A 23,226-nucleotide genomic window follows, 5' to 3' on the forward strand; every position below is an offset into this window, starting at 1 on the left:
CCTCCTCTACCAGCCCGCCCGCAGGACACAACGCACCATGACGGCATCAATCTCCCCTGAACTGGTGGCCCTGTCGGGCCAGTCGGTTCCCCGCTACACCTCCTATCCCACGGCACCGCATTTCTCCGCGGACGTTACCGCAGCGGATTATGGGGAATGGCTGCGGGTGGCGGGTGTGACCGGCAAGCCGGTATCGCTCTATCTGCATATCCCCTTCTGCCGGACGATCTGCACCTATTGCGGCTGCACCACCAAGGCGGCATTGCGCGATGATCCCATCCGCGCCTATGCCGCCACCGTCCATGATGAAATCGCCCTGGTGGCGCGGCATCTCGGACCCGCCCCGCTGTCCCATATCCATTGGGGTGGGGGCACACCCAACATCCTGCCGCCGGATTGTTTCACCGGATTGGTGGAGGATCTGGCCCGCCGCTTCCGGTTGCAGCCGGGCATGGAACATGCCATCGAACTGGACCCGCGCCATGTGACGCCGGAAGGCGCGCAGCATCTGGCAGGCTTGGGCATCAACCGTGCCAGCCTGGGCGTACAGACGTTGGATCCGGCGGTGCAGGCCGCCATCGCCCGTATCCAGCCGTTGGAACGGATCGAGGCCGCCTTTGCCGCCCTGCGCGCTGTCGGCATCACCGCCATCAATGCCGATTTGATGTTCGGTCTGCCGCGCCAGACGCTGGACTCCATCCGGGGGACGGTGGCCGCCCTGGTGCGGCTGCGTCCGCAGCGGATCGCGGTATTTGGCTATGCCCACGTGCCCTGGATGAAGCCGCACCAGCGGCTCATCCGCAACGAGGACTTGCCGGATGTGGCCGGGCGGCTGGCCCAGGCGCAGTTGGCGCGCAACCTGTTGCTTGCGGCGGGCTACTGCGCCGTCGGCATTGACCATTTCGCCCTGCCGGACGATGACCTGACACTGGCCGCCAATGCGGGCACGTTGCGGCGGAACTTCCAGGGCTACACGACGGATAAGGCGGAAAGCCTGATCGGCATCGGTGCCTCCTCCATCAGCCGGACGCCGCATGGTTACGCCCAGAACGCCCCTGACAATCATGGTTGGCGGCGTGCGGTGGAGGAGGGGTGTCTGCCCGTGGTGCGGGGGCGCCGCCTGCTGCCCGATGATGTGGTGCGCGGTCAGGTGATCGAGGATATCCTTTGCCGTTTCAAGGCCGAGCTGCCGCGACCGGATATGGCCGTACCGCCGCAACTTGCGGCCCTGGTGGAACAGGGCTGGGTGCGGGTGGCGGCGGGGCGGGTGGAAATCCGCGACCATGCGCCGGAAATCGCCCGCATCGTCGCCAGTGCCTTCGATGCCTATCTACCCAGCGGCGGGCGGCATTCAGCGGCGGTTTAGGGGCATCCGGGGTGCCTGTGGCGGCACCCCGCTTCAACCGACCAATTGGCGGTAAATGGCAGGCAGGGCGGCGGGCAGCCGTTCGGGATGGGTGATGATAGCATAGGCGCCCCGGCCAAAAAGATAGGGGAAATAATCCTGCGCCGTCTCATCCACCGTGACACCGAAGACTTTCAGCCCGGCCTTGCGCGCCTCCCGGATGGCGGCGCGCGTATCCTCAATACCGTAGCGGCCTTCGTAATAATCGATATCGTTGGGCTTGCCGTCCGTCAGTAACAGCAACAGCCGGTGCCGCTGCGGGCGCTGGGCCAGTTGCGCGGTGACGTGGCGCACCGCCGCCCCCATGCGAGTATATTGCCCCGGCTTCAGCCCTTCTATCCGGCGTACCACCCTTGCATCCACTGGATCGGTGAAATCCTTCACCAAATCCACCCGCACATCGTTGCGACGGCGGGACGTGAAGGCGAAGATCGCATGTTCATCACCGCAGGTGTCCAGCCCCTGACTAAGCGCCAGCAGGGCCGCCCTTTCCACATCAATCACCCGATGCGCGCCGATGACGGCATCGGTGGACAGCGATACATCCATCAGCACGGCCATGGACAAGTCCCGTTCAATGGCACGCCCGGCGATGAACAGGTTCTCCGATCCTGCACCGCCGGCCTTGCGGTCGGCGGCGGCGCGCACCAGGGCCGACAGGTCTAGATCGTCGCCATCGGGCTGGCCATGCAGCACCACTCGGCGGGGTCGCAGCGCCTCGAACTGCCGACGCACAGCGCGGATCTGGCGCTGCATCTCCGGCGATGGCTGCCACGCTTCGCCATCCTCCTTGGCGCGGGCGGTGATGACGCGGCAATGGTCGGGCCGGTGGGCCTGCTTCTTCCAGTCCCATTCCGGGTAGGTCAGTCCCTCGCTCAGCGCTGTTTCCTCCACGGCGGCGGGGGCGAGGTCCAGATCCAGTTTCAGGCTCGCCGCCGTACGCTGGCTGTTGCTGCCGATGGTCAGGTCGGTCAAATCATCTGCGGCCTGACGCGCCCCTTCCTCATCATCCTCGTCCACCCGGCGGTTCACATTCACCATTTCGGCCAGGGAGAAGATGGTTTCAAACCGGTGGAAACAGAGCGGGTCGCCCCGGTCGCTCTGTTCTGTCTGCCGCCGTTCCGCCTGTCGGCGGCGATTATCGGTGGTGACGGCGGTGCCGGCCTCTTCCTCCCGGTCGTCAGGCGGGGCCGTGCCCGGCATCTGCCGCACCTCCCCGAACAGCGGGATGGGCAGGAAAGGACGGTAGCCGCGCGGGGCGGAGAGGGGGGGGCGGATTACGGCCCCCGGCTGTTCGATCAGAAAGAGAAAAGCATTACCCGGGGGGCGATGTCCGCCCAGGATGGCCCGGATCGCCGCTTCCATCTGCGCTTCTACCGCCGGCAGGCGGCGCTCCCGGCGGGTCGCCAGGGCGGTCGCGCGCAGGCGGTGGAACAGGGGGCGCAGGCCCGGCCACGCCTTCAGGACCGCCCGCGTACCGGCCACGGCGCCGCGTAACGCCTGGATATCCTGGACCAGCGCATCATCGCAATCCGCCACCGGCACGGCATGGGCGAACCAGGCGGCCAGCCATTCATAAAGGGCGGCATTGTCCGCCGCGTCAGGGAAATAGTCGATCACGGCTGGCAAGCGCAGGCTGGTACTGTCCAGTACGGCGCGTTCCAGCTTCTCCTGCCCCAGCCCGACGCGGTGCAGGAAGCCCAGCCGGTGGCTGGATACGACGGGAGCCGCCTCGGCAAGACGGATGGCACCATCCCCGCCCAGCGCGCGGAACAGCACGCCCAGCCGCCCCCTTATATCTGCCAGCCGGACGGCGGCTTGCGGATGATGGGGCAGGGTGGTCAGACCGCCCACCAGCCGGTGCCAGCGCGTGCCGATAAATTCCTCTGGTTCGAAGATAGACATGGGTGCTCACCCCCAGGCCAGTTCGGCCACCCTGGCCAGGGCGGCCTGCACATCCGGATCATCGCTCAAGGGTTGCAGCAAGGCGGCCTCCAGCGCCGCATCCGGTTTGATCCCGGACCGGATCAGGGTGGCAGCATAGACCAGCAGCCGGGTGGATGCCCCTTCCTCCACATCCTGGCCCTTCAGGTCGCGCAGCGCATTGGCCACCCGCACCAGGGGCACGCAGCGCTCCTTGGGCAGTCCGCTCTCGGCGGAAACGATGGCGGCCTCCGTCTCCGGGTCGGGATAGCCGAATTCCAGCGCGATGAAACGCTGCCGGGTGGAGGGTTTCAGTGCCTTCAACACATTCTGATAGCCAGGATTGTAGGAGATCACCAGCATGAATTCCGGCGGAGCGGTTAGCATCTCCCCCGTCCGTTCCAGCGGCAGCACGCGCCGGTCATCGGTAACGGGGTGCAGCACGACGGTCACGTCCTTGCGCGCCTCCACCACCTCATCCAGATAAAGGATCGCCCCTTCGCGCATTGCTCGGGTCAAAGGGCCATCGGTCCAGACTGTCTCCCCGCCCTTCAGCAGGTAACGGCCAGTTAGGTCGGCGGCGGTCAGGTCATCATGGCAGGCCACGGTATAAAGCGGACGGCCCAGTCGGGCCGCCATATGCGCGACGAAACGGGTCTTGCCGCACCCGGTTGGCCCTTTCAGCAGCACCGGCAGGCGATTGCGATAGGCCTGTTCGAACAACAGGCACTCATTGCCGGTTTGGGCATAGAAGGGCGAGACTTCGACCGCCGGCAGGTCCGCGGCTGTTTGCATGGCTCAACTCCTCATAAGGCGATAAGGGCCGGGTGCGGTATGATTTCCGCACCCGGCACCGGCTCACTCGGCAGCGACGGAGGCAGCACCGGCGCGCCGCTGTACCACCTTGCGGGCGTCGCGGACCGGGCCGAACACGGCCCAAAGGAACATCAGTGCCGCCACGACAACCAGCACACCGGAGCCCAGACGCACCCAGTAGAAGGGCGCGATATGGTCCTGCACTTCCATGTAGGACATGCCCATCACCCGCTGCAGATGCACCTGGATGGCACCAGCGAAGGTTAGCGCGAAGGTCATCACCGTCATGCCGCCGGCCATGATCCAGAATGCGAAAATGTTCAGCGTCTGGTGATAGGGCGCCTTGCCGCGCAGATAGGGCATGGCATAGCTGATCATGGCGAGGTTGAGCATGACATAGGCCCCGAAGAAGGCCAGATGCCCATGCGCCGCCGTCACCTGCGTGCCATGGGTATAGTAGTTAACGAAAGACAGGGTGTGCAGGAAACCCCAGACCCCAGCGCCGAAGAAGGCGCCGACGGTGCAGCCCAGCGACCACAACATGGCGGCACGGTTGGGATGGTCCTTGCGGCCCTTGAACACCATCTTGAAGGCGAAGATCACCATGGCAAAGAAGGGTGCGATTTCCAGGGCGGAGAAGATCGACCCGATCCACTGCCAGTATCCCGGCGCCCCGATCCAGTAATAATGGTGGCCGGTGCCCAGCAGCCCGGAGAACAGCGCCAGACCGACGATGGAATAAAGCCATTTCTCAATGACCTCACGGTCCACGCCCGTCATTTTGATCATCAGGAAGGCGAGGACCGAGGCCATCACCAGTTCCCAGACGCCTTCCACCCACAGATGGACAACGTACCACCAATAGACCTTGTCGACCGCCAGATTGTCCGGCGTATAGAAGGCGAACAGCCAGAAAACGGCGATACCCCAAAGGCCTAACAGCAGCACATTGGTCACTGCCGTGCGCCGGCCCTTCAGCACAGTCATGGAGACATTATAGAGAAAGATCAGCGCCACCACGACGATGGCAGCCTTGATCCAGAGCGGTTGTTCCAGGAATTCCCGCCCCTCATGCACGCCCTGCGTATAGCCGGCGACGGCGGCCAGCGCCCCGAACATCAACAGGCCCAACTGGACATAGGCCAGCATTGGGCTTTCGATATCCCGCTCGGCTTCCTCTGGGATCAGATAATAGGTGCAGCCGAAAAAGCCCATCAACAACCAAACGATCAGGGCGTTGGTGTGGATCATGCGGATGATGTTGAAGGGCAGCAGCTCCGACAACGTGTTAGGCAGCACATAGACCGTACCGGCCAGCGCACCCGCCGCAATCTGCACCCCGAACAGGATCATGGCGCAGGCGAAATACCAGTAGGCCACTTTTTGTGAAGCGTATTTCATGATCGTCCCTCCTCAGCCCGCATCATTGGGCGGCCAGCCCTGGGTGTTGATGCGGCTGGTCCATTCCAGGAAATCGACAAGATCGTTGAGTTCCTGATCGCTGAGATTAAATTGCGGCATCTGGCGGCGGCCTTCGATGCCCGACGGCTGCGACTGCATCCAGGCGATCAACCCTTCGCGGGCAGCCTGTGGATCATCCCGCCCGCCAAAGCGGACCCAGACATTGCCAAGCTCCGGCGCGAAATAGGCACCTTCCCCCAGGATCGAATGGCAATTGACGCAGGCGTTCTTTTCCCAGACATGTTTGCCGCGCAGCACGCTTTCGCTCAGCGTCGACTCGTCGGTCGATTTGTTGAGGATGTGCCAATGGCTCTGCGCCGTCAGGCCGACGAAGATCACGAAAAAGAAGACAGAACCGCCATAGAATATGTTCCGGGCGGCCGATTTGCTGAATCGCTCGACCGGTGGCCGATGCGGTTCATGGGTTGACGACATGCTGTGCTCTCCCTTTGCTGGTCCATTGAAGGCAGGTGTCGACGGTGAGGGCACAGCTACGGGGTTTATGAAGACGGGACGTTGCCACGGCGCAAACTTCCCCCCGTTTGCATGTATTGTGGGCTTAGGCTATGCTCGCAGGCACCAGGAAACGCCGCTCGGCCCTTCCAAAAATCCGTCGCAGAAGACCCCGCCCGGTGCCAGTGGCAAAGCCTGGGCGCTTAGTTCGTTGGCATCAATGCGACCGGCGATCAGATCGCGGAACAGGCCGATCACCTCGAAAAAGCCCGTACTCTGCGGGGAGAGGCGCAGTCCTGAGACACCCAAACCAGCTAGCCGGTCCAGCGCATAGGCCATGTTGGCGCAGGGTGACGACAAGGTCTGCACGCCATTGATGGCCAGAAATTCCTGGCCATCCAGCGTATCCACCGCCAGCCCGTCTGGGTCGTCGGCGCAGACGAACTGGCACTGGTCCTTGGGCCGGTCATGATAGCGGGCATGGTAGCAGCGACCGGAAATCGCCAGCGGCAGCCTCCCCCATCCCCAAACCTCCACCGGCACCGGGCCGGCAGCGGCCGTCAAGTGCCGGATGGAGTCGGCGGGCAGTTCCGGCGGCAGGCAGAACCGCACCGCCCCGCGCCCAGCCAGAAGGCGCAACGTGCCTTCATTATAGACATTGATCAGCGGCCCGGTGGAGAAGGCGGCCCCCGGTGGTAGATAGGTCAGGGCGGTCAGATCATTGATCTCCACCTCCAGCCCGGTGCCGGCCAGTTCCGCCGTCATCTTGCGTTCACGTTTCAGGGTGACCAGGGCCAGGGAGGTGATGGCAACCTGCTTGCCCCCGGCCAGCAGCCGCTCGATCGCATCAGGAATGCGGGTTTGATAGAAGGGCAGGCGTTTGGAGCAGACTAGCTCCCCGATGATCACCCGGTTGATACCGGGTTCATCGGCAAGCCGTGCATAGAAATTGCTCCAGCGATTGGCATCCCAGAAGCCCTGTATCGGGCCGATCGTCAGGTCCATCGCACTCATCTCCAGATTTTGTTATAGGCACCGGTGGTGGCGTTTTGCCCCTCGGTTAATGCGGCAAGCGTCCCGGTGGGCAGAGGGCGTCCCGCGGCCATGGCCTCTACCGCTTGGCGGAAATTGCGAACGACCTTTGCCACATAGGCCCGCGACCGCTGGCGACCTTCGATCTTCAGCGCCGTGACACCGGCCCGTGCCAGGGCCGGTAGCAGGTCGGAGGCATCCAGGCTGGCCGGGTCTTCAAAAACATAGCCGGTGCGGGGCCCGACCTTGAAACAGCCCTTGCACAAGGTGGGATAAGGGGCCGGTGTTCCCTTAGGCGCGCGGTGTATGGTGTAGCCACCCAGCCGTGCCGCCAGTTCCGGCCCTTCCTCAGCATAGACGACATGGCTGGCGGGGGAGCAGACTCCGTTCATGTTGGGTGACCGGCCCGTGATGAAGGAGGAAAGGGAGCAGCGCCCTTCCGCCATCACGCAAAGGCCGCCGAAGATGAAAACCTCCGTCTCCACCTCGACCTCCCGGTTGATGGCGGCGATTTCCTCTACGCTCAGCACGCGGGGCAGCACCACACGCTTCACGTCAAAGGTCTGGGCATAGAAATTTATGATATCCGGATTGGCGGCGGCGGCCTGCACCGACAGGTGCCGCCGCAGACCGGGATGATATTCCGCCGCATGCGCGATCAGGCCCAGATCGGCCAGGATCACCGCATCGGCTCCGGCCTGTTCGGCGTCTGCCACGGCCCGGTGCCACAGTGCCTCATTGCCGGCGCGCGGAAAGGTGTTGATAGCGATCAGTACCCTGGCCCCGCGCGCATGGGCATAGTCCACGCCATTGGCCAGTTCGGCGCGGGAGAAGTTCAGACCCGGGAAATTGCGGGCGTTGGTATCGTCGGCGAAGCCGCAATAGACGCTACGCGCGCCGGCATCCACAGCGGCGCGCAGCGACGCCGGGGTGCCGGCTGGGCAGACAAGTTCCATCATCGGGCCGCCCCCGTCCGTGTCAGCGGCACGCCGGTCAGATTTTGCACCAGCCCGATCAGCCGGCGGACAGAGGGGCGGAAGGGGCCAGCAATCTCCGCAGCTTCCGCTCCCAAATCCAGTTCCGCATCATCAATGGCGTTGCGCAGCGCCAGGGCGGCCGATGTGTCACCGTCGATGGTCAGATCGCGGGAGAAGAACAGCGCATCCCCGTCCCATACGCCATGCACCAGCCCGACCAAAGCCGCCAGCTTGCCGGTGATATGGGCATCTGCGGCGGTTGGGCTGGCATGAAGAGTGATGGCGACCGGATCGCACGACAGATCCAGCAGAAAGGTAAGCGGCACATCGCTGGCGGTCAGCGCGAACCGGCTGTGCCGGTAGCAACCAAGCCTCACCATCAGTCCGGGATGGCGGCCGATCATGCGGCGTGTCATCAGGCTCAGGCAGAAGGCGGCTGGGGCCATCGGCGCACGACGCAGGGCGAAGGCCAATAGCGGCGAGATGTGCGGGATGGCGCGGGGCGGCCCCGCATCCCCTTCGTAGATGCTCATGCGGATCTCCAGATTTCGTGGATTGGGGCCGACCATAGGCGGACCAGACGGGCCGCTTGTTGACCTGTCGCAACCTTCCCGGCGAAGGGCTGGATTAAGATGTCTCTATCACCGGCTATCGGCGGAAGAGGGAAGATGGACAGTGTGTTGCCGGTCGGGGAGTTCATCCTCGCTTTTACAGCGTTCCTGGCTTCCCACCGGCTGCCGGCGCATCCGCAGGTGCGCGGCATGCTGATCAGCCGCTTGGGCGCGCGGGGCTTCCTGCTGGCCTATTCGGCCTTGTCCATCCAGCTGCTGGGTTGGGTCTTCGGTGCCGCCGGCCGGGCGCCCTATGTTCCGTTATGGGAGACGAGCCCGGCGCTGGCGTATCTGGCGCTGGTGGCGATGGCTGTGGCCCTCCTGTTGGCCTGCCTGTCGCTGGGCCGGCCCAATCCCTTCTCCTTCGGGGGGGCGCGTAATGATCGCTTCAATCCGGCCCGACCGGGCATGGTGCGGCTGACCCGGCATCCGCTGCTGGCAGCGCTGGCCCTTTGGTCCGGCGCGCATCTGCTGGCCAATGGCGATGGGGTACATGTGCTGTTGTTTGGCAGCTTCCTGCTGTTTTCCATCGCCGGGCGACGGGTGATGGACCGGCGCTGCCGGCACCGGATGGGGCCATCCTGGCAGGCGCTGGCCGATGCCGTGGCGGCGGCCCCCTTGTCCGCTGCCTTGTTTCCGATGGGGCCGACCCTTATGCGTGGCATCTTGGCCTTTGCCTTGCTGGGGTTGGTGCTGCTGCTGCATCCGCTGCTGTTTGGTGTCGATCCGCTGAGGGCCTATTTCCTGCCGTGACTGAAACATCTGAATGTTGAATGGTTTTCTGGGTTGATTTCCTAACCATTAATTCCTGCGACAAGACGTCACCTGACTCTGGAAATCGTATATATTGTGTTTCAAAACTTCATTAACACTAGATATTGATAATCCTGCTTCGGCCTACCGGGCCGGGTTTCTGCTTTTCTTCATAGCCGGGATCATTCCGCCAATGTCTACGCCACTGCCACTCACCCTGGTGACCAAGCGCGACGGTCGCGTCGTGCCCTTTGAAAGCGGCAAGATCCGCGCGGCCATTGCCCGTGCGGGGGAGGCGATGGGGGAGTTCGGTATAGAGGTGGCGGATCGCCTGACCGAGAATGTCGTGAAGGTGCTGTGCCACCGCCATGCCGGGCAGGCACCGCAGATCGAACAGATCCAGGATGTGGTGGAACAGGCGCTGATCAGCGCCGACCATATCAAGGCCGCCCGCGCCTATATCGTCTATCGCGAACAACATGCGCGGCTGCGCCGGGACAAGGCCACGCTGGTCGATGTCGCTTCCAGCATCAATGAATATCTGGATCACGCCGACTGGCGCATCAATGCCAATGCCAACCAGGGCTATTCCCTGGGCGGGCTGATCCTGAATGTCTCGGGAAAGGTGGTGGCCAATTACTGGCTCTCCCATGTCTATCCGGCAGAGATCGGGCAGGCGCACCGGGAGGGTGATATCCATATCCATGATCTGGACATGCTGGCAGGCTATTGCGCCGGCTGGTCCTTGCGTACCTTGCTGGCGGAGGGGCTGAACGGCGTGCCTGGCAAGGTGGAGGCGGGGCCACCTCGCCACCTGACCAGTGCGGTCAGCCAGATCGTCAATTTCCTGGGCACGTTGCAGAATGAATGGGCCGGTGCGCAGGCTTTCAGTTCCTTCGATACATATCTGGCACCCTATGTGCGGCTGGACGACCTGACCTATGAACAGGTCCGCCAATCTATCCAGGAACTGGTCTATAACCTCAATGTACCCTCCCGCTGGGGGACGCAGACCCCCTTCACCAACCTGACCTTCGACTGGACCTGCCCGGAAGATTTGCGCGAACAGGTGCCGGTGGTGGCGGGGCAGGAAATGCCCTTCACCTATGGTGATCTGCAGCACGAAATGGACATGATCAACCGCGCCTATATCGAGGTCATGACCAAGGGGGATGCTAAGGGGCGCGTCTTCACCTTCCCCATCCCCACCTACAATATTACCCCGGAGTTCCCGTGGGAGAGCGAGAACGCCACCCTGCTATTTGCCATGACGGCCAAATACGGGCTGCCCTATTTCCAGAATTTCGTGAATTCGGAACTGAAGCCCAACATGATCCGGTCCATGTGCTGCCGCCTGCAACTGGACCTGACAGAGTTGCTGAAACGCGGCAATGGCCTGTTCGGCTCGGCTGAACAGACGGGCTCCCTGGGGGTGGTGACCATCAATTGCGCCCGGCTGGGCCATTTGTATCAGGGAGATGAGGCAGGCTTGTTTGCCCGCCTGGACCATCTGCTGGAGTTGGGCCGCAACAGCCTGGAGATCAAGCGCAAGGTCATCCAGCGCCTGATGGATAATGGCCTGTTTCCCTACACCAAGCGCTATCTGGGCACCCTGCGCAACCATTTCTCCACCCTGGGGGTGAATGGTATCAACGAGATGATCCGCAATTTCACGGGCGATCATGAGGATGTGACCACCAAATGGGGCCAAGCCTTCGCGCTGCGCCTGCTGGACCATGTGCGCGCCCAAATCGTGCAGTTCCAGGCTGAAACCGGACACATGTTCAATCTGGAAGCCACCCCGGCAGAGGGTACGACCTATCGCTTCGCGCGGGAGGATCGTAAACGCTTTCCCGGAATCCTCCAGGCCGGCACGGCGGACCAACCCTATTACACCAATTCCTCGCAATTGCCGGTGGGCCATACCGACGATCCGTTCGAGGCGCTGACCCTGCAGGAACCGCTGCAGGCCAAATATACCGGCGGCACCGTGCTGCATCTCTATATGACGGAGCGGCTTTCGTCGGCCGATGCCTGCCGCAAGCTGGTGCGCCGGGCGCTGGAGAATTTCCGGCTGCCCTATATCACCGTGACGCCGACTTTCTCCATCTGCCCCACGCATGGCTATCTGGCCGGCGAACATGCCTTCTGCCCGAGATGCGACGAGGAAATCCTCGCCCGCAAGCGCCGCGAATCCGTGCGGTAACTGCCCTTTATCAAAGGATCAATCATGAGCAATATCGTCGCCTTGGCCCCTGTCCAGGACATGAAGATCGAATTGGCCGATGCCGAGCGCCAGCCATGCGAGGTCTGGACGCGGGTGATGGGCTATCACCGCCCGGTTTCCGCCTTCAATGCCGGCAAGAAGGGGGAGCATCAGGAACGCCGCTTCTTCCAGGAACGCCATGCCCATTGTGCCTGAACCACGCATTGGCGGCCTGTCGCGTCTTTCAAGTTGCGACTGGCCGGGGCAACTGGTGGCGACAATCTTCTACCAGGGCTGCCCCTGGTCCTGTCGCTATTGCCATAATCCCCACCTGATTCCAGCCGACCGCGCCGGGGATATTTCCTGGCGCGATGTGCTGGCTTTTCTTGAAAGACGGCGCGGCCTGCTGGATGGCGTCGTCTTCTCCGGCGGGGAACCGACGCTGCAGGTCGGATTGGCTGATGCTATCGTCGCTGTGCGTGACCAGGGCTTCCGGGTGGGGCTGCATACGGGCGGCCCCTATCCCGACCGGCTGGCCGGGCTGTTGCCCCGGTTGGATTGGGTCGGCTTCGATATGAAAGCACCGTTCGCCGATTATGCCCGTATCACCGGCGTGCCGGGCAGCGGCGAGCGTGCCCGGGCTAGCCTGGGCATGCTGCTGGACAGCGGTGTCGATCTGGAAGTGCGCACGACGGTGCATCCGGCCCTGCTTTCCACGGCCGATCTTGCCGGGATGGCGGAAGGCCTGCGTATCTTGGGCGTGCGCCGCTTCGTGATCCAGGGCTTCCGCTCGCAGGGTTGCGCGGATGACGAACTGGCGGCGCTGCCATCCGCCCTGGACGGTGAGGCCATCGGTGGCATTATTGCGCGGTTCCCGGAGGGGTATATCCGGGTGGGGTTATGACGTGTCCTCCCGTCATCATGGCTTCTCAGCAACGCGCCGCATCATCCGCGTCCCCACCGGACAGGAATGGCCAGTAAAGGCGGAGCCAGACCAGAAAGCCCAGGCTCCAGAACAGGGCCGCCACCGCGTAGGTCGGGCCCGGCGGTGCAGGGATTATATCCAGATCGGGCAGAACCCGCAGCAGCACGGCGACAACCATCAGCAGCAGGGCGCTGCCCATACCACGTGGAAACGGCAGGGTCCGCCCCGTATGCATCAGGCCGGCGATGGCGAAGACCGTCATGACACCAAGCCCCAATCCGCCCATAAGGGCCAGATGCAAGCCCGGTACTTCCGCAAAAGGGGCACCTATCCGTGCGGCACCCACCAAGATCAACCCGATACCTGAGAACAGGCTTGATCCGGCGAGTGCCAGAATTTCGATCCGTAGCCCCTCCCTGCCGACAAAGGCCTCACCCACGCGGTCGATGAAGGCAGCCCCGGCTGCAATGAACAGCCAGCCCGTGACGCCGCTGGAAAGCCCCAGCAATTCGCCCGTCAGGATCACGGCGATCAGTGCCGGGGCGAGGTTCCGGCGGCCGGGATGCGGCCGGTAGGGGGACGTTGCCTGCGACGGGTCCAGGACCAGATTGGTCACGGGCACGGTGATGCGGGAAAGCGCAAGACCGAGGAGGCCCAGAAACACCAGTCCGGCGATCCGCAACAGCATGAGTGCGGTATCAGGATCATTCAGCGCCATGGCCATCCGAGCGGCGATCCCCGCCATCGCGAGGGCGGCAAGCCCGATTAGGAAACCAAAGAGACGTTCCGTTCCCCGCTTCCGGGCCACGGCGACCAGATAGAGCGGCAGGAAGACAAGCCATGCCCCGTCGGCAATCAGGCCAAGCCACGCCAGCGCGTCGGCACCAAGCAGACCGACCAGACGGGCGATAAGCCAGCATCCAGCCAAAATATACAGGCTACGTCCCCGAAGCCGGGGCGTGTCCGACCATTCCGGCACCGCCGTCGTGATGAAGCCAATCAAGGCCGCGCCGTAGGTGCCCAGTATCATCTCGGTCGCGTGCCAGATGCCTGGCGGCATGTGGTGCGCCAAGGGCAGCGATAGGCCATGCAGCACCGTCCATGAGAGGGGCCATAGCGCCGCATGCAACGCCGAAAGGGGAAAGAACAGCCGCACCCCCTCATCGCCCAAACGCCGTAATATCGTCATGCCGGACCTCACGATATCCGCCTTTCATCAACATCGAAGATGTGGCGGAATAGCGGGTCATCGCGGTGCCAGCGATCGGTCAATCTAAACAGCGCCTCGTCGCTGCGCGCTCCCGGTTCACCCGGCACCCTGCGCTCGCCGGCGATGCCCCGGCCATGCGTATCCATCACCAGGACACGGTGAGCGATGCGCGCCGCCTCCATCAGGTCGTGGGTGATGAACAGTGCTGCAAAGCGGGCGGTGCCCGCCGCCATGATCACAAGATCCTGCATACGCCGCTTCAACGCCGCGTCCAGTGCCGTGAACGGTTCGTCAAAATAGATGAAGTCGGGTTCGACGACCAGCGCCCGGGCGATTGCTGCCCGCTGACGCATACCTCCCGACAGTTCGACCGGATATTTCAGCAGATCGGCGGGTTCAAGCGAGACGCGGGCAGCGGCGGCGGCGACCCGCCGCGACCGGTCCCGCCTTGCGGTTGCCGCCAGACGCAGCGGATAGGCAATATTGTCATGCGCCGTCGCCCAGGCGAGCAGCCGGGGTTCCTGGAACACCATGCCATGGCGGCCGTAAAGCCGGGACACCCGACCGCGGGATGGTTCGATCAGGCCGGAGGCGATCTGCGCGACCGTGCTTTTACCGCATCCCGACGGGCCAACCAGGGCGGTGATTTCGCCGGCGCCGATACGCATATCGACACCGGAAACCACGGTGCGCCCGAGATAGGCATGTTCGACGCCTTCCAGGAGAAGGGCCGGTTCCATCAGAACCGGACCTTGAGGCCGGTATAAAAGGCCCGACCATCTGCGGGCATGAAGGCGGCCTGTCCGGCGACCGCCTGATCGACGATGAGGGTTGAGGACGCGTAATTTGTATCGAACAGGTTTCGGACCTCGCCATAGAGGGTGACACTCTTGTTGAACACGTAGCTGGCACCCAGATCGGCGGTGATGAACGAGTCCATGTAAAGCGTGTTCATATTGTCGACCGGCGTGCGGCCGGGCCACCAGTCCATCTCCGTGCGCAGATGAAGCGATGTCGTCACCTGATAGCCAAGCTGGGCGTTGAGGATATGCCGGGGCGCACCGGCCAGACGGTTATTTTGGCGAAGCGGGTCATCATGGAAACGGAAATCCTGGTACGTATAGGCGATCCGTCCGGAGAGGGAATCGCCGATCCAGGTGGACACGCCCAGCTCGATGCCGAAATGCCGGGTTTCATCGGCATTGATGGCTCCCAGCGAAACGCCGGTCGCGTCGCGCAGATTCAGCAACTCCTTTTCGACCCACGAATAATAGATCACCGCATCGGTCATGACCGGTGCCAGATGGCCGCGCCAGCCAAGTTCCACGGTCGTTGATCGTTGCGCGTCCAGGTCCGGCGTGGCGAAGACGGCGGCGGCCAGCGCCGGGTTCGCCGGATTGGGCCGGCCGGGGCTGCTGTTGGGCGTGCCATTGACGGTGGCCAGAAGATCATCGTGGGTTGGCGGCTCGAAGCCGCGGCTTATGGCCCCGAAGAGCATATGTTTTTCGTTCGGACGCCAACTCAGGCCCAGGCTGGGCGTGAAGCCGCTATAATTGCGTGCATAGCTGGTGTCGGTGGTGGCGACGCTGCCGGCTGGCAGCGCCGTGGTGGGGTTCGCCGGGCTGAAAGCCAGCGTGGGCCGGCGTGCGCTATCATAGGTGTCGTCAAAGTCGCGGCTGGCATGGGCGACCGCGATGGCCGGGGAAAGGGTGACGCCAGTGCCAATGGGGATGTTCGCCCCGGCACTGACGGTCAATGTATCAGAATCAAGGGTTCCCTTCCCGAACAGCGCGCCGCGCGTGCCGGCATTGTTGAGATAGTATTCCCGATCGGCGGAGCCAACGACATAGGTCGCGGTGGCTTCAAGCAGGGGCAGGGCAGCCGTCGCCACCGGCGCATAGGCATAGCGCGCCGCCAGCGTCAGGTCACCGCCTTCTGTGACGCGCACGCCCGATGATACGGGGAAGCGGAACATGTCGTCGGTGTAGGCGTAACCGGCTGCCACATCCATCAGATGCGGCCCGATGCTCGCCGTCGTGCGGTTGCCGATCCGATATTGCTCCGTTTCGCGCCGGGGCATGTCCCGAATGACATTGGGTCCGGGCGCCACCGCCACGCCACCGACAATGAGGGGGCCGGTATGTACAGCGCGGGGATCGGTATTCAGCGTCGCTTCCGTCGTCGGTCCGGCGACATCAAAGCCAAGATCGGTATAGCCAGCGAAGAAGCGGGTCCGCAGGGCTTCGGTCAACTCCAGGCCGACATTGGCGTCGAAGCCCGTTCGTTCCGATTGGTTATAGTCGCGGTAACCGTCGCGCTCGCTATGCTGGGCGGCGATCATCGCATCGGTCCTGTCCCATTGCTGTCCGACCTGCGCCCGCGCGTTGAACTGGCCGAAGCTGCCGCCTTCCAGGATGAAGGTGGCGCCGGGGGCGGAGGAACCGGTCGGGGACACCAGATTGAAAGCACCCCCCAGGACGGTGGCACCCAGCCGGTTGGCCGTGTAGCCCCGGTAGATTTCGGTGAACGCCGCCCCCCGCACATCGGCCAGGCCGACAATGTAGGAACCGTCGGCCCGGTTCAACGGCAGGCCATCCTTGAGGGCCAGGATACCGCGTTCCACGGGGTTCTGCTGCAGCCCCGAACCCCGGATCTGTATCCGGGGCTGATCATTGCCACCGAAAAAGGTCTGGACGACCACGCCGGGCACTGTCGCCAGCGTGTCGGCAAGATTAAGGTCAAGCTTGCCGAGCAGATCATCGCCATCAATGACCGCGATGCCGCCGGCCACGGCCTCCAGCCGCCGTCGGGCCTCATCGGCGCTGGTCTCTTCGCCCTCCACCTTCAGCGGACTCAGGATCACGATGGCACCCGGCCCGGCTGATTGGGCCATGGTCGCCGGCGGCAAGGCTAATATCCCTGCGACGCCCATCCCTGCCGCCATCAAGCGTCGCGCCATTCTATCAGTCCCCACCATCTTGGCCCCATGTATGCGATTGAGTTGCAATTGCATATAATAGGAATTCCCGTCTCGGCTTTATTGTCGCCGGACAAACTGAGCGCTGAAAAGCCGCGTCGGCGCAGCAATGGTACCAGCGCGCAATTTGTTGAAAGGGTTCAGCGCTTCACCCCCCATGGGCGCGCGGCGTCCCGCCAGCGTTCAAACTCGGCCCGGAATGGCTGCAGCAGCGCATATTCGGCGGTGATCAGGCCCGCTACGGCGATTAGTACCCAAGCCATTGCCCCTGCGACATCGAGATTGGCCCGCGCCCGGGCCAATTCGCCGCCCATCCCGCCGGTATTGGCGAGCAACTCCGCCATGACCGTCACTTTGCAGGCGACGCCCAGGGCGACACCCAGTGCTGGAAAGAGGAAGGCTGCCGCCTGTCGTGCGCCCAATGTCCAAAGACGGGCGCAGGCGCTTGCCCCAAACAGGCGAGCCATATCATCCAGGCCCCGATCACGGGTCATAATGCCCTCGGCGACACCGGCGAAGATGATGGGGGTTGCCGACACGGTGACGACGGTAACCACCATGCCATCGGTCGATCCGAACCAGATCATGGCGAAGACGATCCAGGCGATTGGTGGCACGCCGAGCAGCACGGTCAGCAGGGGACGTGCGATCCGCATCGCCGCCGGTGAGTATCCGGCGACGGAACCAGTAATGATGCCGACGGCGACGGAGAGTGCAAAGCCCTCAGCCGCTCGCAGCATCGTCGTGGCGATGATTGACCAGGAGATGGGATCGGCGACGATCATCCCTGCCGCGGCCATGGTGTCCAGCGGCGATGGCAGGATGAAAGCGCCATAGGTCTCGTGACCGGCTTGCCAGAGGCCGGCAAACAGCGCCAGCCCGGCAATACCCGCCCAAGCCGACCACAGAAAGCGCCAGGCGCGTCCCAGACGATCCGCTGATGCCGAGATCAAACCCATCATGACCCCGTCAGAGATAGAAATCACTGTCCGGGATATTGCCGCCCAGAATACGCGGATCCATCGCGGCGATCTGCTGGAAGGCTGCCTCGATGGATGGCCTCGCCTCCCGCGCCGTGACGGCCACCAGATTGCAGTAGGGAATGGCCGCCGCAAGCACGGGTGCAGGCATTCCCAAGGCATCCGCTGCGTCCTTTGCGCCATGGGAAGGATTGGCATTGACCGCCGCCGTGGCCTGCACCAACCCCTCGTGCAGGGCAGCGACCAGGCCCGGATGTTCGCGCAGGAAAGCCTCGCTGACCCCCAGCCCGGCTTGTGGCAGCGGTCGGCCCTGTGCGGCGACCGCGCTCCATATCTGCTGCAGGTCCATGGTACGGGTGACCTGTTTTCCCACCATGCCGGCCCGCATGATGGCTGCCGCCGCAGCCGGCTCCGGGAGCAGGGCGGCATCCGCCCTGCCGGCGTAAAGCAGTTGAATGGCTTCCATCGGCGTCCCGGCGAATTGCAGGGAAAGATCCGTATCGGCGTTCAGGCCGTGCAGTGCCAGCAGGCGCCGCAGCGTCAATTCCACCGTATCGCCGCGGAACGGGAGGACGATGGTGCAGCCTTTCAACGCGGCGATGCTGGAGAGGGATGCGTCGGTTGCCACCATGTACAGCAGACCATTGGTCAGGACATTGACCAGACGAACCCGAAGGCCACGGTTGTACAGGTTGGCCGCCGTGTTGACCGGCATGACAACGGCCTGCATGGTGCCGGAGGTCAGACCGGCCCGCAACTCGTCGGGGTTGCGCCACGCCTTGAAGGCGACCTTGTCCGCGATGTCCTGCACATATCCGGCCGTGATGGCGTGCGCAACAGTGATTGAGGGGCCGGCCGGTGGCCCCCATATCGTGAGTTCACGGAGCTTTTGCCCGCCATGCGCCGTAAGTGGCAACCCCGCGAGGGCTGTGAAACCGGCCAGGGCGGCGCGGCGGGAAATCAGGCTCATTGCGGGTATCCCTCTTATCCAACAAATTGCGACTGAGAGGCGGTCGCTTTTGATGCGCTGACTGATGCGCTAGGCCTCTCTTCAATGCAACTCTAAGCGATGGCGCGGAAAGCAGCTTGACCTGGATCAACATCCAAGGGTGATTTATCTGTCATTTCTTGGTGGATCGTGACGCCCCCGGGCGCGCGCATCGATAATTCCCGTGGAAATCAGGCAAGTTGATGCGCCATCTCCTCCTGTTAACCCTCCTGTTTCAGGCAATTATTCCGACAGTGACAAGGGTGAACGGGAAACCGCATAGGCCAGCCTGCATCTGGACCTTGTGGGGGCCACGGCAGAGGCTTACTGAACCGGCTGAAGGAAGAGCGCTGGGTACAGTTCTCCGCTAACCTCACCCAGCAGGAACGGGTGGCCGATGAATGGTTATGGGGCAGCATCGCCGCCATCATTACCAGCGGCACCAAGCGGGAAGGGGTGGATGTCCAGATCAGTCTCCGCCCGCCGGGCGATGGCCGTGCCTTCTATGGCACGGTTAACCTCCGCTTTTAATTGTAATACTCAGTTGCCTTGATCCGAAGCTATATGTTCTGATCAACGCCTTCAGCGTCGGCGCCAACACCCGTTGGCTTGCTTTCACGTGGCATGTGCCGCGCGGCGGCGGATCGGTGCTGTTATGGTTGTGGTCTTTCCGGCCGGATACATCCGGCCGCCTTCGATTCAGGAGCTTTGAGATATGCGCCTCCCTTGTATCGGCATCCTCACCATCTCTGATCGTGCCAACCAGGGCCTTTATGAGGATAAGGGCGGCCCGACGGTGGAGACCAGCCTGCGTGCCATCCTGGCGACGCCGTTTGAGGTGCTGCGGCGCTGTGTGCCAGATGAGCGGCCGGTGATCGAGGCGGCGCTTTCCAACTTGTGTGACAATGACGGTTGCTGTCTGGTGGTTACCACTGGCGGCACGGGCCCCGCCCCGCGCGACGTGACACCGGAGGCCACGGAAGCGGTATGCGACCGGATGCTGCCAGGTTTTGGGGAATTGATGCGGATGGAAAGCCTGAAACAGGTGCCCACCGCCATCCTGTCGCGACAGACGGCCGGCTTGCGCGGTCGCTCGCTGATTGTCAATTTGCCTGGTAAGCCCTCTGCGATCGATCTGTGTCTTAAGGCCGTCTTTCCGGCGATCCCCTATTGCCTGGATTTGATCGGAGCCGCCCGGCTGGAAACTGATCCCGCAATCTGTCCGGCGTTTCGACCGGGAAAATAGAATTTATCTTATGGCCAATTATTGCAAACAATTAAATCTTAATAATAGTATTAAAATGGACATGATAAGTAAAAAAGCCAATAATCCGGACACTTGAAAAGACTATGGAGCAAGCTGCTTATCGGCATCGCTTAGGTGTCATGCCGTAGGCGCGGCGGAACAGCCTGGCAAAGTGACTGGGATTGGCATAGCCGACTGTCAGGGAGACTTCTGTCACCGACGCGCCGCCTAGCAGCAGAAGGCGTCCCTGTTCGACGCGCATCGCCTGCAGGTCGGCATGGACGGGCTTGCCGAAGCGGGCGCGATAGCCCGCTTTCAGACGCTTGTCGTTGAGGCCGGCCAAGCGAGCCAGTTCGGCAATCGTCCAGGGATGGGCAAGATCGCCGCGCATGGCCCGACGCACCTCGTCCAGACGGGCGGCGTCGCGCAGCCGCGTCGCGGTGCTGACCGCTTTCTGTGCCCCCGTGTGCATCAGGTCCAGCACCGTCTCGAACAGGGAAAGCGCCCGGCTTTCCACGCGGAGATCGGCCTGGGCACCGTCCAGCACGTCGCGGAACATTGTCTGCGCATCCGTCAGGATGGCGCACGGTGCTGGTGCAATACCCAGCCAAAGCCGGACGTTGGAGGCATGGTGCAGCCCGTGCTTCGCATCGGCCTGCATGAAGATGTCAAGCGCCCCTGTTCGTTCCAGGAAGGCCAGCGACAGTCGCAGTTCCACCAGACGGAAAGGTTCATCACCAACAGCGCGGGCCGTTCCCGTTACCGTCTCGCGCGCCAGCGAGATATAAAGATGCCCGGCCCGATAGGGGGTAGGCGGCAGTGGCGTGTCGCCATTCGGATCAATCTGACCCTCACCGGCACCGGATAACAGCACGACAATGGCCAGACAGGGCTGTGTCGTGGCGGAGACCGGCGGTCGCCCGTTCACCTCCAGCTCATAGACCGACAGATCGAAGCCCGGGCGGACGCTCAGGCGCACGCCACGCCCGCAAGGACGCCCGGCACCCTGGAAATGCTGTTCCGGCCGCAACCCGACAGGCTCTGACACAAGGTCGCCCGCCTGTGCCAGGGGGCGCTGCGCGATATCAAGGCTGGAATGGGTAAGATTGGATGAAAGAGACATAAGCGGATTATGGATGCGAATGAAAATCACAGTCAATTAAGTTCTGATCACATCGGTTCCGTCCCCGATTGCGTTAGCGCAGACCGGTATGACCCGACACTCTGCGCGCCGCCAGTCCCTATCCGCTCGTTCGTCCGCAGGAGATGAGTTTGTCCGCCGTCCGTATCTTTGCCTTCATGGGCTCGATCAGCAGCCTAGCCCTGCTTGCCGGTCCCGTCCGATCCAGCGAGCCTGTCCCCGTGATGGAGGAAATCATCGTCACGGCGGGCAAGCGCCCGCAGCTTCTTGCCAGCATTGACGGGCAAGTGGCGGTGGCCGTTGCCGACCGGTTGGACCCGCGCGGATTGCAGGGGGTGGAGCAATTGGACCGGCTGTTCACCGATCTGTCACTGCGTGCCCGATCCAGCCGCGCTTATGCCAATGTCACCATCCGGGGCCAGTCCTCGGTCGATTTCTATAATCCTTCCGCCCAGCTTTACGTTGATGGATTGCCGCAGGATCAGGCGCTGTTCTTCCAGCAACTGCCGGTCGGGCTGGACCGGGTGGAACTGCTTTATGGTCCCCAAGGCACGCTCTATGGGCGTGGTGCCGTCGGCGGGGTCATCAATGTCGTCACACGGCGGCCTGGCGGTGATGCAGCGGTGGAGGCGGCCGGTGCCGTTACGGAACTGGGGGAGATGGGGCAGGCCCTGGTAACGCTGCCCGTCATTGCGGACACGCTGCATGTTGACGGTCTGTTTGCTGCGCGGCGGGAGAAGGGCGAATTGACGGGCTTGACCAGCGGCGGTGACCTGGGTGGGTCCAAGGGGGAAACCGGCCGGCTGCGGGCACGCTATGCGCCCGAGGGCGGGGTGGCGGATATCCTGCTGTCCGCCCAGCGCAGCGTGGTACGCTCCGACGAGGAATATTTTGTGCCGGAGGCCTTCCTGGATCAGCGCCGGGCGCTGGAGATGCCGTCCCATTACCGGTTGCAGACCGACAGTTTCGGGATCAATGCTGATTTTGATCTTGGCTTCGCGTCGCTGACCGCTCTGACCGGCTATCAGGACCGAGATTTCGACCGCACCGTGTTCGGCAGCTATACGCCGGAGGTGCAAAGGACGTTCAGTCAGGAACTGCGCCTTGCATCGAAGACGCAAGGGGCCGTCGATTATGTTGCCGGTCTTTACTATGAGGATCTGCGTTTCCGTCGCACGGTGCCGGCTTATGCGCTGGGATCGCGCCAGGATATCCGCACCCTGGCCGCCTTTGGGGAGCTGACCTGGCACGCCACGGACGCCATCGACGTTACCCCTGGCCTGCGCATTTCCAACGAGCGGACCAAGGCTGACACCTGGTTCGGGACCACGGCGCTGAATAACCAGGATAAGGCGACCAGCCTGCTGCCCAAACTTGCCCTTGGCTATCAGGCCAGCGAGGCGCTGCATCTCTATGCAGTATTCAGCACCGGCTTCAAGGCGGGTGGTTTCACCCGCGCCGTGACGCCGGCCACCATCGCCTTCAGCTATGATCCGCAGCACAGTTACAATTATGAGGTCGGGGGGCGTTTGCGCAGCGCTGACGGGCGCTTTGAGTTGGGCGCGGCGGCCTATTACCTTGTCAGTACGGACTTCCAGCTTTCCGTCGGGCCGGTCACCGGCATGTATCTCCAGAATGTCGGCACGGCCAAAAGCAAGGGCATCAATCTGACCGCCCGCGCGGAGCCTGTGGACGGCCTAGTCCTGACCCTGGCCGGGTCGCTGAATGACAGCTGGTTCAGCCGCTATGATAATCCGGCCAATCCGGGGATGGACCTGTCGGGCAACAAACTGCCCTATGCACCCTCCGCCACACTGAATGCCAATCTGGAATATGGGTTCGACCTGCCGCTGGGCCGGTTCAGCCCCCATGCCGGGATCAGCCTAGTGGGTAAAAACTGGTTTGACGAGGCGAACAGCATCGGTCAGAGGGCCTATACGCTGCTGGATGCTGGCTTACGCTGGCAGGTGAGCCGGAATTTCACCCTTGATCTCTATGGCGACAACCTGTCCGACCGCCGCTTCGCCACCTATGCCTTCAATGCCGGCCCCGGCATCGGCAATGCCTATCAGTTGGGCAAGGGGCGCGAGTTGGGTGTGCGGCTGCAGACAGCCTTCTGATC

The 23,226-nt window shown here is 63.1% G+C and carries 21 protein-coding genes; 8 read left to right on the forward strand and 13 right to left on the reverse strand.

Going from position 1 to position 23,226, the window contains the following annotated elements; genetic code table 11:
- Nucleotides 1-37 precede the first annotated feature (37 nt).
- The gene (gene hemN, locus AC1Q7F_RS29225; RefSeq protein WP_492512090.1) at nt 38-1,366 is read left to right on the forward strand and encodes an oxygen-independent coproporphyrinogen III oxidase; all 1,329 of its coding nucleotides are present in this window, start codon (nt 38-40) and stop codon (nt 1,364-1,366) included.
- 33 nt (nt 1,367-1,399) lie between these two features.
- On the opposite strand, the gene AC1Q7F_RS29230 is transcribed toward hemN, so the two are convergent.
- The 7 genes from AC1Q7F_RS29230 to ubiT all read right to left on the reverse strand — a co-directional run bounded on the left by AC1Q7F_RS29230 (nt 1,400) and on the right by ubiT (nt 8,600).
- Entirely contained in the window at nt 1,400-3,310 is a 1,911-nt protein-coding gene (locus tag AC1Q7F_RS29230; RefSeq protein WP_492512091.1) for a nitric oxide reductase activation protein NorD, read from the reverse strand.
- Nucleotides 3,311-3,316: 6 nt separating this feature from the next.
- The gene (locus tag AC1Q7F_RS29235; RefSeq protein WP_492512092.1) at nt 3,317-4,123 is read right to left on the reverse strand and encodes a CbbQ/NirQ/NorQ/GpvN family protein; all 807 of its coding nucleotides are present in this window, start codon (nt 4,121-4,123) and stop codon (nt 3,317-3,319) included.
- A 63-nt stretch (nt 4,124-4,186) separates the two neighbouring features.
- Nucleotides 4,187-5,545 carry a cbb3-type cytochrome c oxidase subunit I gene (locus AC1Q7F_RS29240; protein WP_492512093.1) on the reverse strand — a complete coding sequence of 453 codons (1,359 nt, stop codon included), beginning with the start codon at nt 5,543-5,545 and terminating at the stop codon, nt 4,187-4,189.
- Between the two features lie 12 nt (nt 5,546-5,557).
- Complete coding sequence (locus AC1Q7F_RS29245) at nt 5,558-6,040, reverse strand: c-type cytochrome (RefSeq protein ID WP_492512094.1); 483 nt, start codon at nt 6,038-6,040, stop codon at nt 5,558-5,560.
- A 129-nt stretch (nt 6,041-6,169) separates the two neighbouring features.
- Complete coding sequence (gene ubiV / locus AC1Q7F_RS29250) at nt 6,170-7,063, reverse strand: ubiquinone anaerobic biosynthesis protein UbiV (protein WP_492512095.1); 894 nt, start codon at nt 7,061-7,063, stop codon at nt 6,170-6,172.
- 5 nt (nt 7,064-7,068) lie between these two features.
- On the reverse strand, nt 7,069-8,046 hold the full coding sequence (ubiU, locus tag AC1Q7F_RS29255; protein WP_492512151.1) for a ubiquinone anaerobic biosynthesis protein UbiU: 978 nt from the start codon (nt 8,044-8,046) through the stop codon (nt 7,069-7,071).
- Nucleotides 8,046-8,600 (reverse strand): ubiquinone anaerobic biosynthesis accessory factor UbiT, encoded by a 555-nt coding sequence (gene ubiT, locus AC1Q7F_RS29260; RefSeq protein WP_492512096.1) that lies wholly within the window; start codon nt 8,598-8,600, stop codon nt 8,046-8,048. The genes ubiU and ubiT overlap by 1 nt, the downstream gene beginning before the upstream one ends.
- A gap of 135 nt (nt 8,601-8,735) precedes the next feature.
- Between ubiT and AC1Q7F_RS29265 the strand changes: the two genes are divergently transcribed.
- From AC1Q7F_RS29265 to AC1Q7F_RS29280, 4 genes are all read left to right on the forward strand, one after another.
- Entirely contained in the window at nt 8,736-9,431 is a 696-nt protein-coding gene (locus tag AC1Q7F_RS29265; RefSeq protein WP_492512097.1) for an NnrU family protein, read from the forward strand.
- Nucleotides 9,432-9,624: 193 nt separating this feature from the next.
- Nucleotides 9,625-11,637 carry a ribonucleoside triphosphate reductase gene (locus tag AC1Q7F_RS29270; protein ID WP_492512098.1) on the forward strand — a complete coding sequence of 671 codons (2,013 nt, stop codon included), beginning with the start codon at nt 9,625-9,627 and terminating at the stop codon, nt 11,635-11,637.
- A 24-nt stretch (nt 11,638-11,661) separates the two neighbouring features.
- Nucleotides 11,662-11,853: an anaerobic ribonucleoside-triphosphate reductase gene (gene nrdD, locus AC1Q7F_RS29275; protein ID WP_492512099.1), complete on the forward strand. Its 192-nt coding sequence runs from the start codon at nt 11,662-11,664 to the stop codon at nt 11,851-11,853.
- The gene (locus AC1Q7F_RS29280) at nt 11,837-12,541 is read left to right on the forward strand and encodes an anaerobic ribonucleoside-triphosphate reductase activating protein (RefSeq protein ID WP_492512100.1); all 705 of its coding nucleotides are present in this window, start codon (nt 11,837-11,839) and stop codon (nt 12,539-12,541) included. The genes nrdD and AC1Q7F_RS29280 overlap by 17 nt, the downstream gene beginning before the upstream one ends.
- A 25-nt stretch (nt 12,542-12,566) precedes the next feature.
- On the opposite strand, the gene AC1Q7F_RS29285 is transcribed toward AC1Q7F_RS29280, so the two are convergent.
- From AC1Q7F_RS29285 to AC1Q7F_RS29305, 5 genes are all read right to left on the reverse strand, one after another.
- On the reverse strand, nt 12,567-13,751 hold the full coding sequence (locus AC1Q7F_RS29285) for an NnrS family protein (protein ID WP_492512101.1): 1,185 nt from the start codon (nt 13,749-13,751) through the stop codon (nt 12,567-12,569).
- Between the two features lie 8 nt (nt 13,752-13,759).
- Nucleotides 13,760-14,512 carry an ABC transporter ATP-binding protein gene (locus tag AC1Q7F_RS29290; protein ID WP_492512102.1) on the reverse strand — a complete coding sequence of 251 codons (753 nt, stop codon included), beginning with the start codon at nt 14,510-14,512 and terminating at the stop codon, nt 13,760-13,762.
- Nucleotides 14,512-16,731: a TonB-dependent receptor family protein gene (locus AC1Q7F_RS29295; RefSeq protein ID WP_492512103.1), complete on the reverse strand. Its 2,220-nt coding sequence runs from the start codon at nt 16,729-16,731 to the stop codon at nt 14,512-14,514. Before AC1Q7F_RS29295 ends, AC1Q7F_RS29290 begins: the two co-directional genes overlap by 1 nt.
- A 158-nt stretch (nt 16,732-16,889) precedes the next feature.
- Entirely contained in the window at nt 16,890-17,711 is an 822-nt protein-coding gene (locus tag AC1Q7F_RS29300) for an ABC transporter permease (protein WP_492512104.1), read from the reverse strand.
- A 7-nt stretch (nt 17,712-17,718) separates the two neighbouring features.
- Complete coding sequence (locus AC1Q7F_RS29305) at nt 17,719-18,699, reverse strand: ABC transporter substrate-binding protein (protein WP_492512105.1); 981 nt, start codon at nt 18,697-18,699, stop codon at nt 17,719-17,721.
- A gap of 408 nt (nt 18,700-19,107) precedes the next feature.
- Here AC1Q7F_RS29305 and AC1Q7F_RS29310 point away from each other — a divergent pair, with 408 nt between their 5' ends.
- Nucleotides 19,108-19,248 (forward strand): hypothetical protein, encoded by a 141-nt coding sequence (locus tag AC1Q7F_RS29310; RefSeq protein ID WP_492512106.1) that lies wholly within the window; start codon nt 19,108-19,110, stop codon nt 19,246-19,248.
- A 184-nt stretch (nt 19,249-19,432) separates the two neighbouring features.
- On the forward strand, nt 19,433-19,963 hold the full coding sequence (mog, locus tag AC1Q7F_RS29315) for a molybdopterin adenylyltransferase (RefSeq protein ID WP_492512107.1): 531 nt from the start codon (nt 19,433-19,435) through the stop codon (nt 19,961-19,963).
- 118 nt (nt 19,964-20,081) lie between these two features.
- Here mog and AC1Q7F_RS29320 read toward each other — a convergent pair whose 3' ends face one another.
- The gene (locus tag AC1Q7F_RS29320; RefSeq protein ID WP_492512108.1) at nt 20,082-21,086 is read right to left on the reverse strand and encodes a helix-turn-helix transcriptional regulator; all 1,005 of its coding nucleotides are present in this window, start codon (nt 21,084-21,086) and stop codon (nt 20,082-20,084) included.
- Nucleotides 21,087-21,235: 149 nt separating this feature from the next.
- Between AC1Q7F_RS29320 and AC1Q7F_RS29325 the strand changes: the two genes are divergently transcribed.
- The gene (locus AC1Q7F_RS29325; protein ID WP_492512109.1) at nt 21,236-23,224 is read left to right on the forward strand and encodes a TonB-dependent receptor; all 1,989 of its coding nucleotides are present in this window, start codon (nt 21,236-21,238) and stop codon (nt 23,222-23,224) included.
- The last annotated feature ends 2 nt before the right edge of the window (nt 23,225-23,226 follow it).

This window comes from Niveispirillum sp. GW835-FHT14G11 (genome assembly GCF_058793615.1).

What these genes read in the sequence shown, in the direction of transcription:
- hemN (WP_492512090.1), top strand. Translation starts at nt 38, where the DNA reads ATGACGGCATCAATCTCCCCTGAACTGGTGGCCCTGTCGGGCCAGTCG.
- AC1Q7F_RS29230 (WP_492512091.1), bottom strand. Translation starts at nt 3,310, where the DNA reads ATGTCTATCTTCGAACCAGAGGAATTTATCGGCACGCGCTGGCACCGG.
- AC1Q7F_RS29235 (WP_492512092.1), bottom strand. Translation starts at nt 4,123, where the DNA reads ATGCAAACAGCCGCGGACCTGCCGGCGGTCGAAGTCTCGCCCTTCTAT.
- AC1Q7F_RS29240 (WP_492512093.1), bottom strand. Translation starts at nt 5,545, where the DNA reads ATGAAATACGCTTCACAAAAAGTGGCCTACTGGTATTTCGCCTGCGCC.
- AC1Q7F_RS29245 (WP_492512094.1), bottom strand. Translation starts at nt 6,040, where the DNA reads ATGTCGTCAACCCATGAACCGCATCGGCCACCGGTCGAGCGATTCAGC.
- ubiV (WP_492512095.1), bottom strand. Translation starts at nt 7,063, where the DNA reads ATGGACCTGACGATCGGCCCGATACAGGGCTTCTGGGATGCCAATCGC.
- ubiU (WP_492512151.1), bottom strand. Translation starts at nt 8,046, where the DNA reads ATGGAACTTGTCTGCCCAGCCGGCACCCCGGCGTCGCTGCGCGCCGCT.
- ubiT (WP_492512096.1), bottom strand. Translation starts at nt 8,600, where the DNA reads ATGAGCATCTACGAAGGGGATGCGGGGCCGCCCCGCGCCATCCCGCAC.
- AC1Q7F_RS29265 (WP_492512097.1), top strand. Translation starts at nt 8,736, where the DNA reads ATGGACAGTGTGTTGCCGGTCGGGGAGTTCATCCTCGCTTTTACAGCG.
- AC1Q7F_RS29270 (WP_492512098.1), top strand. Translation starts at nt 9,625, where the DNA reads ATGTCTACGCCACTGCCACTCACCCTGGTGACCAAGCGCGACGGTCGC.
- nrdD (WP_492512099.1), top strand. Translation starts at nt 11,662, where the DNA reads ATGAGCAATATCGTCGCCTTGGCCCCTGTCCAGGACATGAAGATCGAA.
- AC1Q7F_RS29280 (WP_492512100.1), top strand. Translation starts at nt 11,837, where the DNA reads ATGCCCATTGTGCCTGAACCACGCATTGGCGGCCTGTCGCGTCTTTCA.
- AC1Q7F_RS29285 (WP_492512101.1), bottom strand. Translation starts at nt 13,751, where the DNA reads ATGACGATATTACGGCGTTTGGGCGATGAGGGGGTGCGGCTGTTCTTT.
- AC1Q7F_RS29290 (WP_492512102.1), bottom strand. Translation starts at nt 14,512, where the DNA reads ATGGAACCGGCCCTTCTCCTGGAAGGCGTCGAACATGCCTATCTCGGG.
- AC1Q7F_RS29295 (WP_492512103.1), bottom strand. Translation starts at nt 16,731, where the DNA reads ATGGCGCGACGCTTGATGGCGGCAGGGATGGGCGTCGCAGGGATATTA.
- AC1Q7F_RS29300 (WP_492512104.1), bottom strand. Translation starts at nt 17,711, where the DNA reads ATGATGGGTTTGATCTCGGCATCAGCGGATCGTCTGGGACGCGCCTGG.
- AC1Q7F_RS29305 (WP_492512105.1), bottom strand. Translation starts at nt 18,699, where the DNA reads ATGAGCCTGATTTCCCGCCGCGCCGCCCTGGCCGGTTTCACAGCCCTC.
- mog (WP_492512107.1), top strand. Translation starts at nt 19,433, where the DNA reads ATGCGCCTCCCTTGTATCGGCATCCTCACCATCTCTGATCGTGCCAAC.
- AC1Q7F_RS29320 (WP_492512108.1), bottom strand. Translation starts at nt 21,086, where the DNA reads ATGTCTCTTTCATCCAATCTTACCCATTCCAGCCTTGATATCGCGCAG.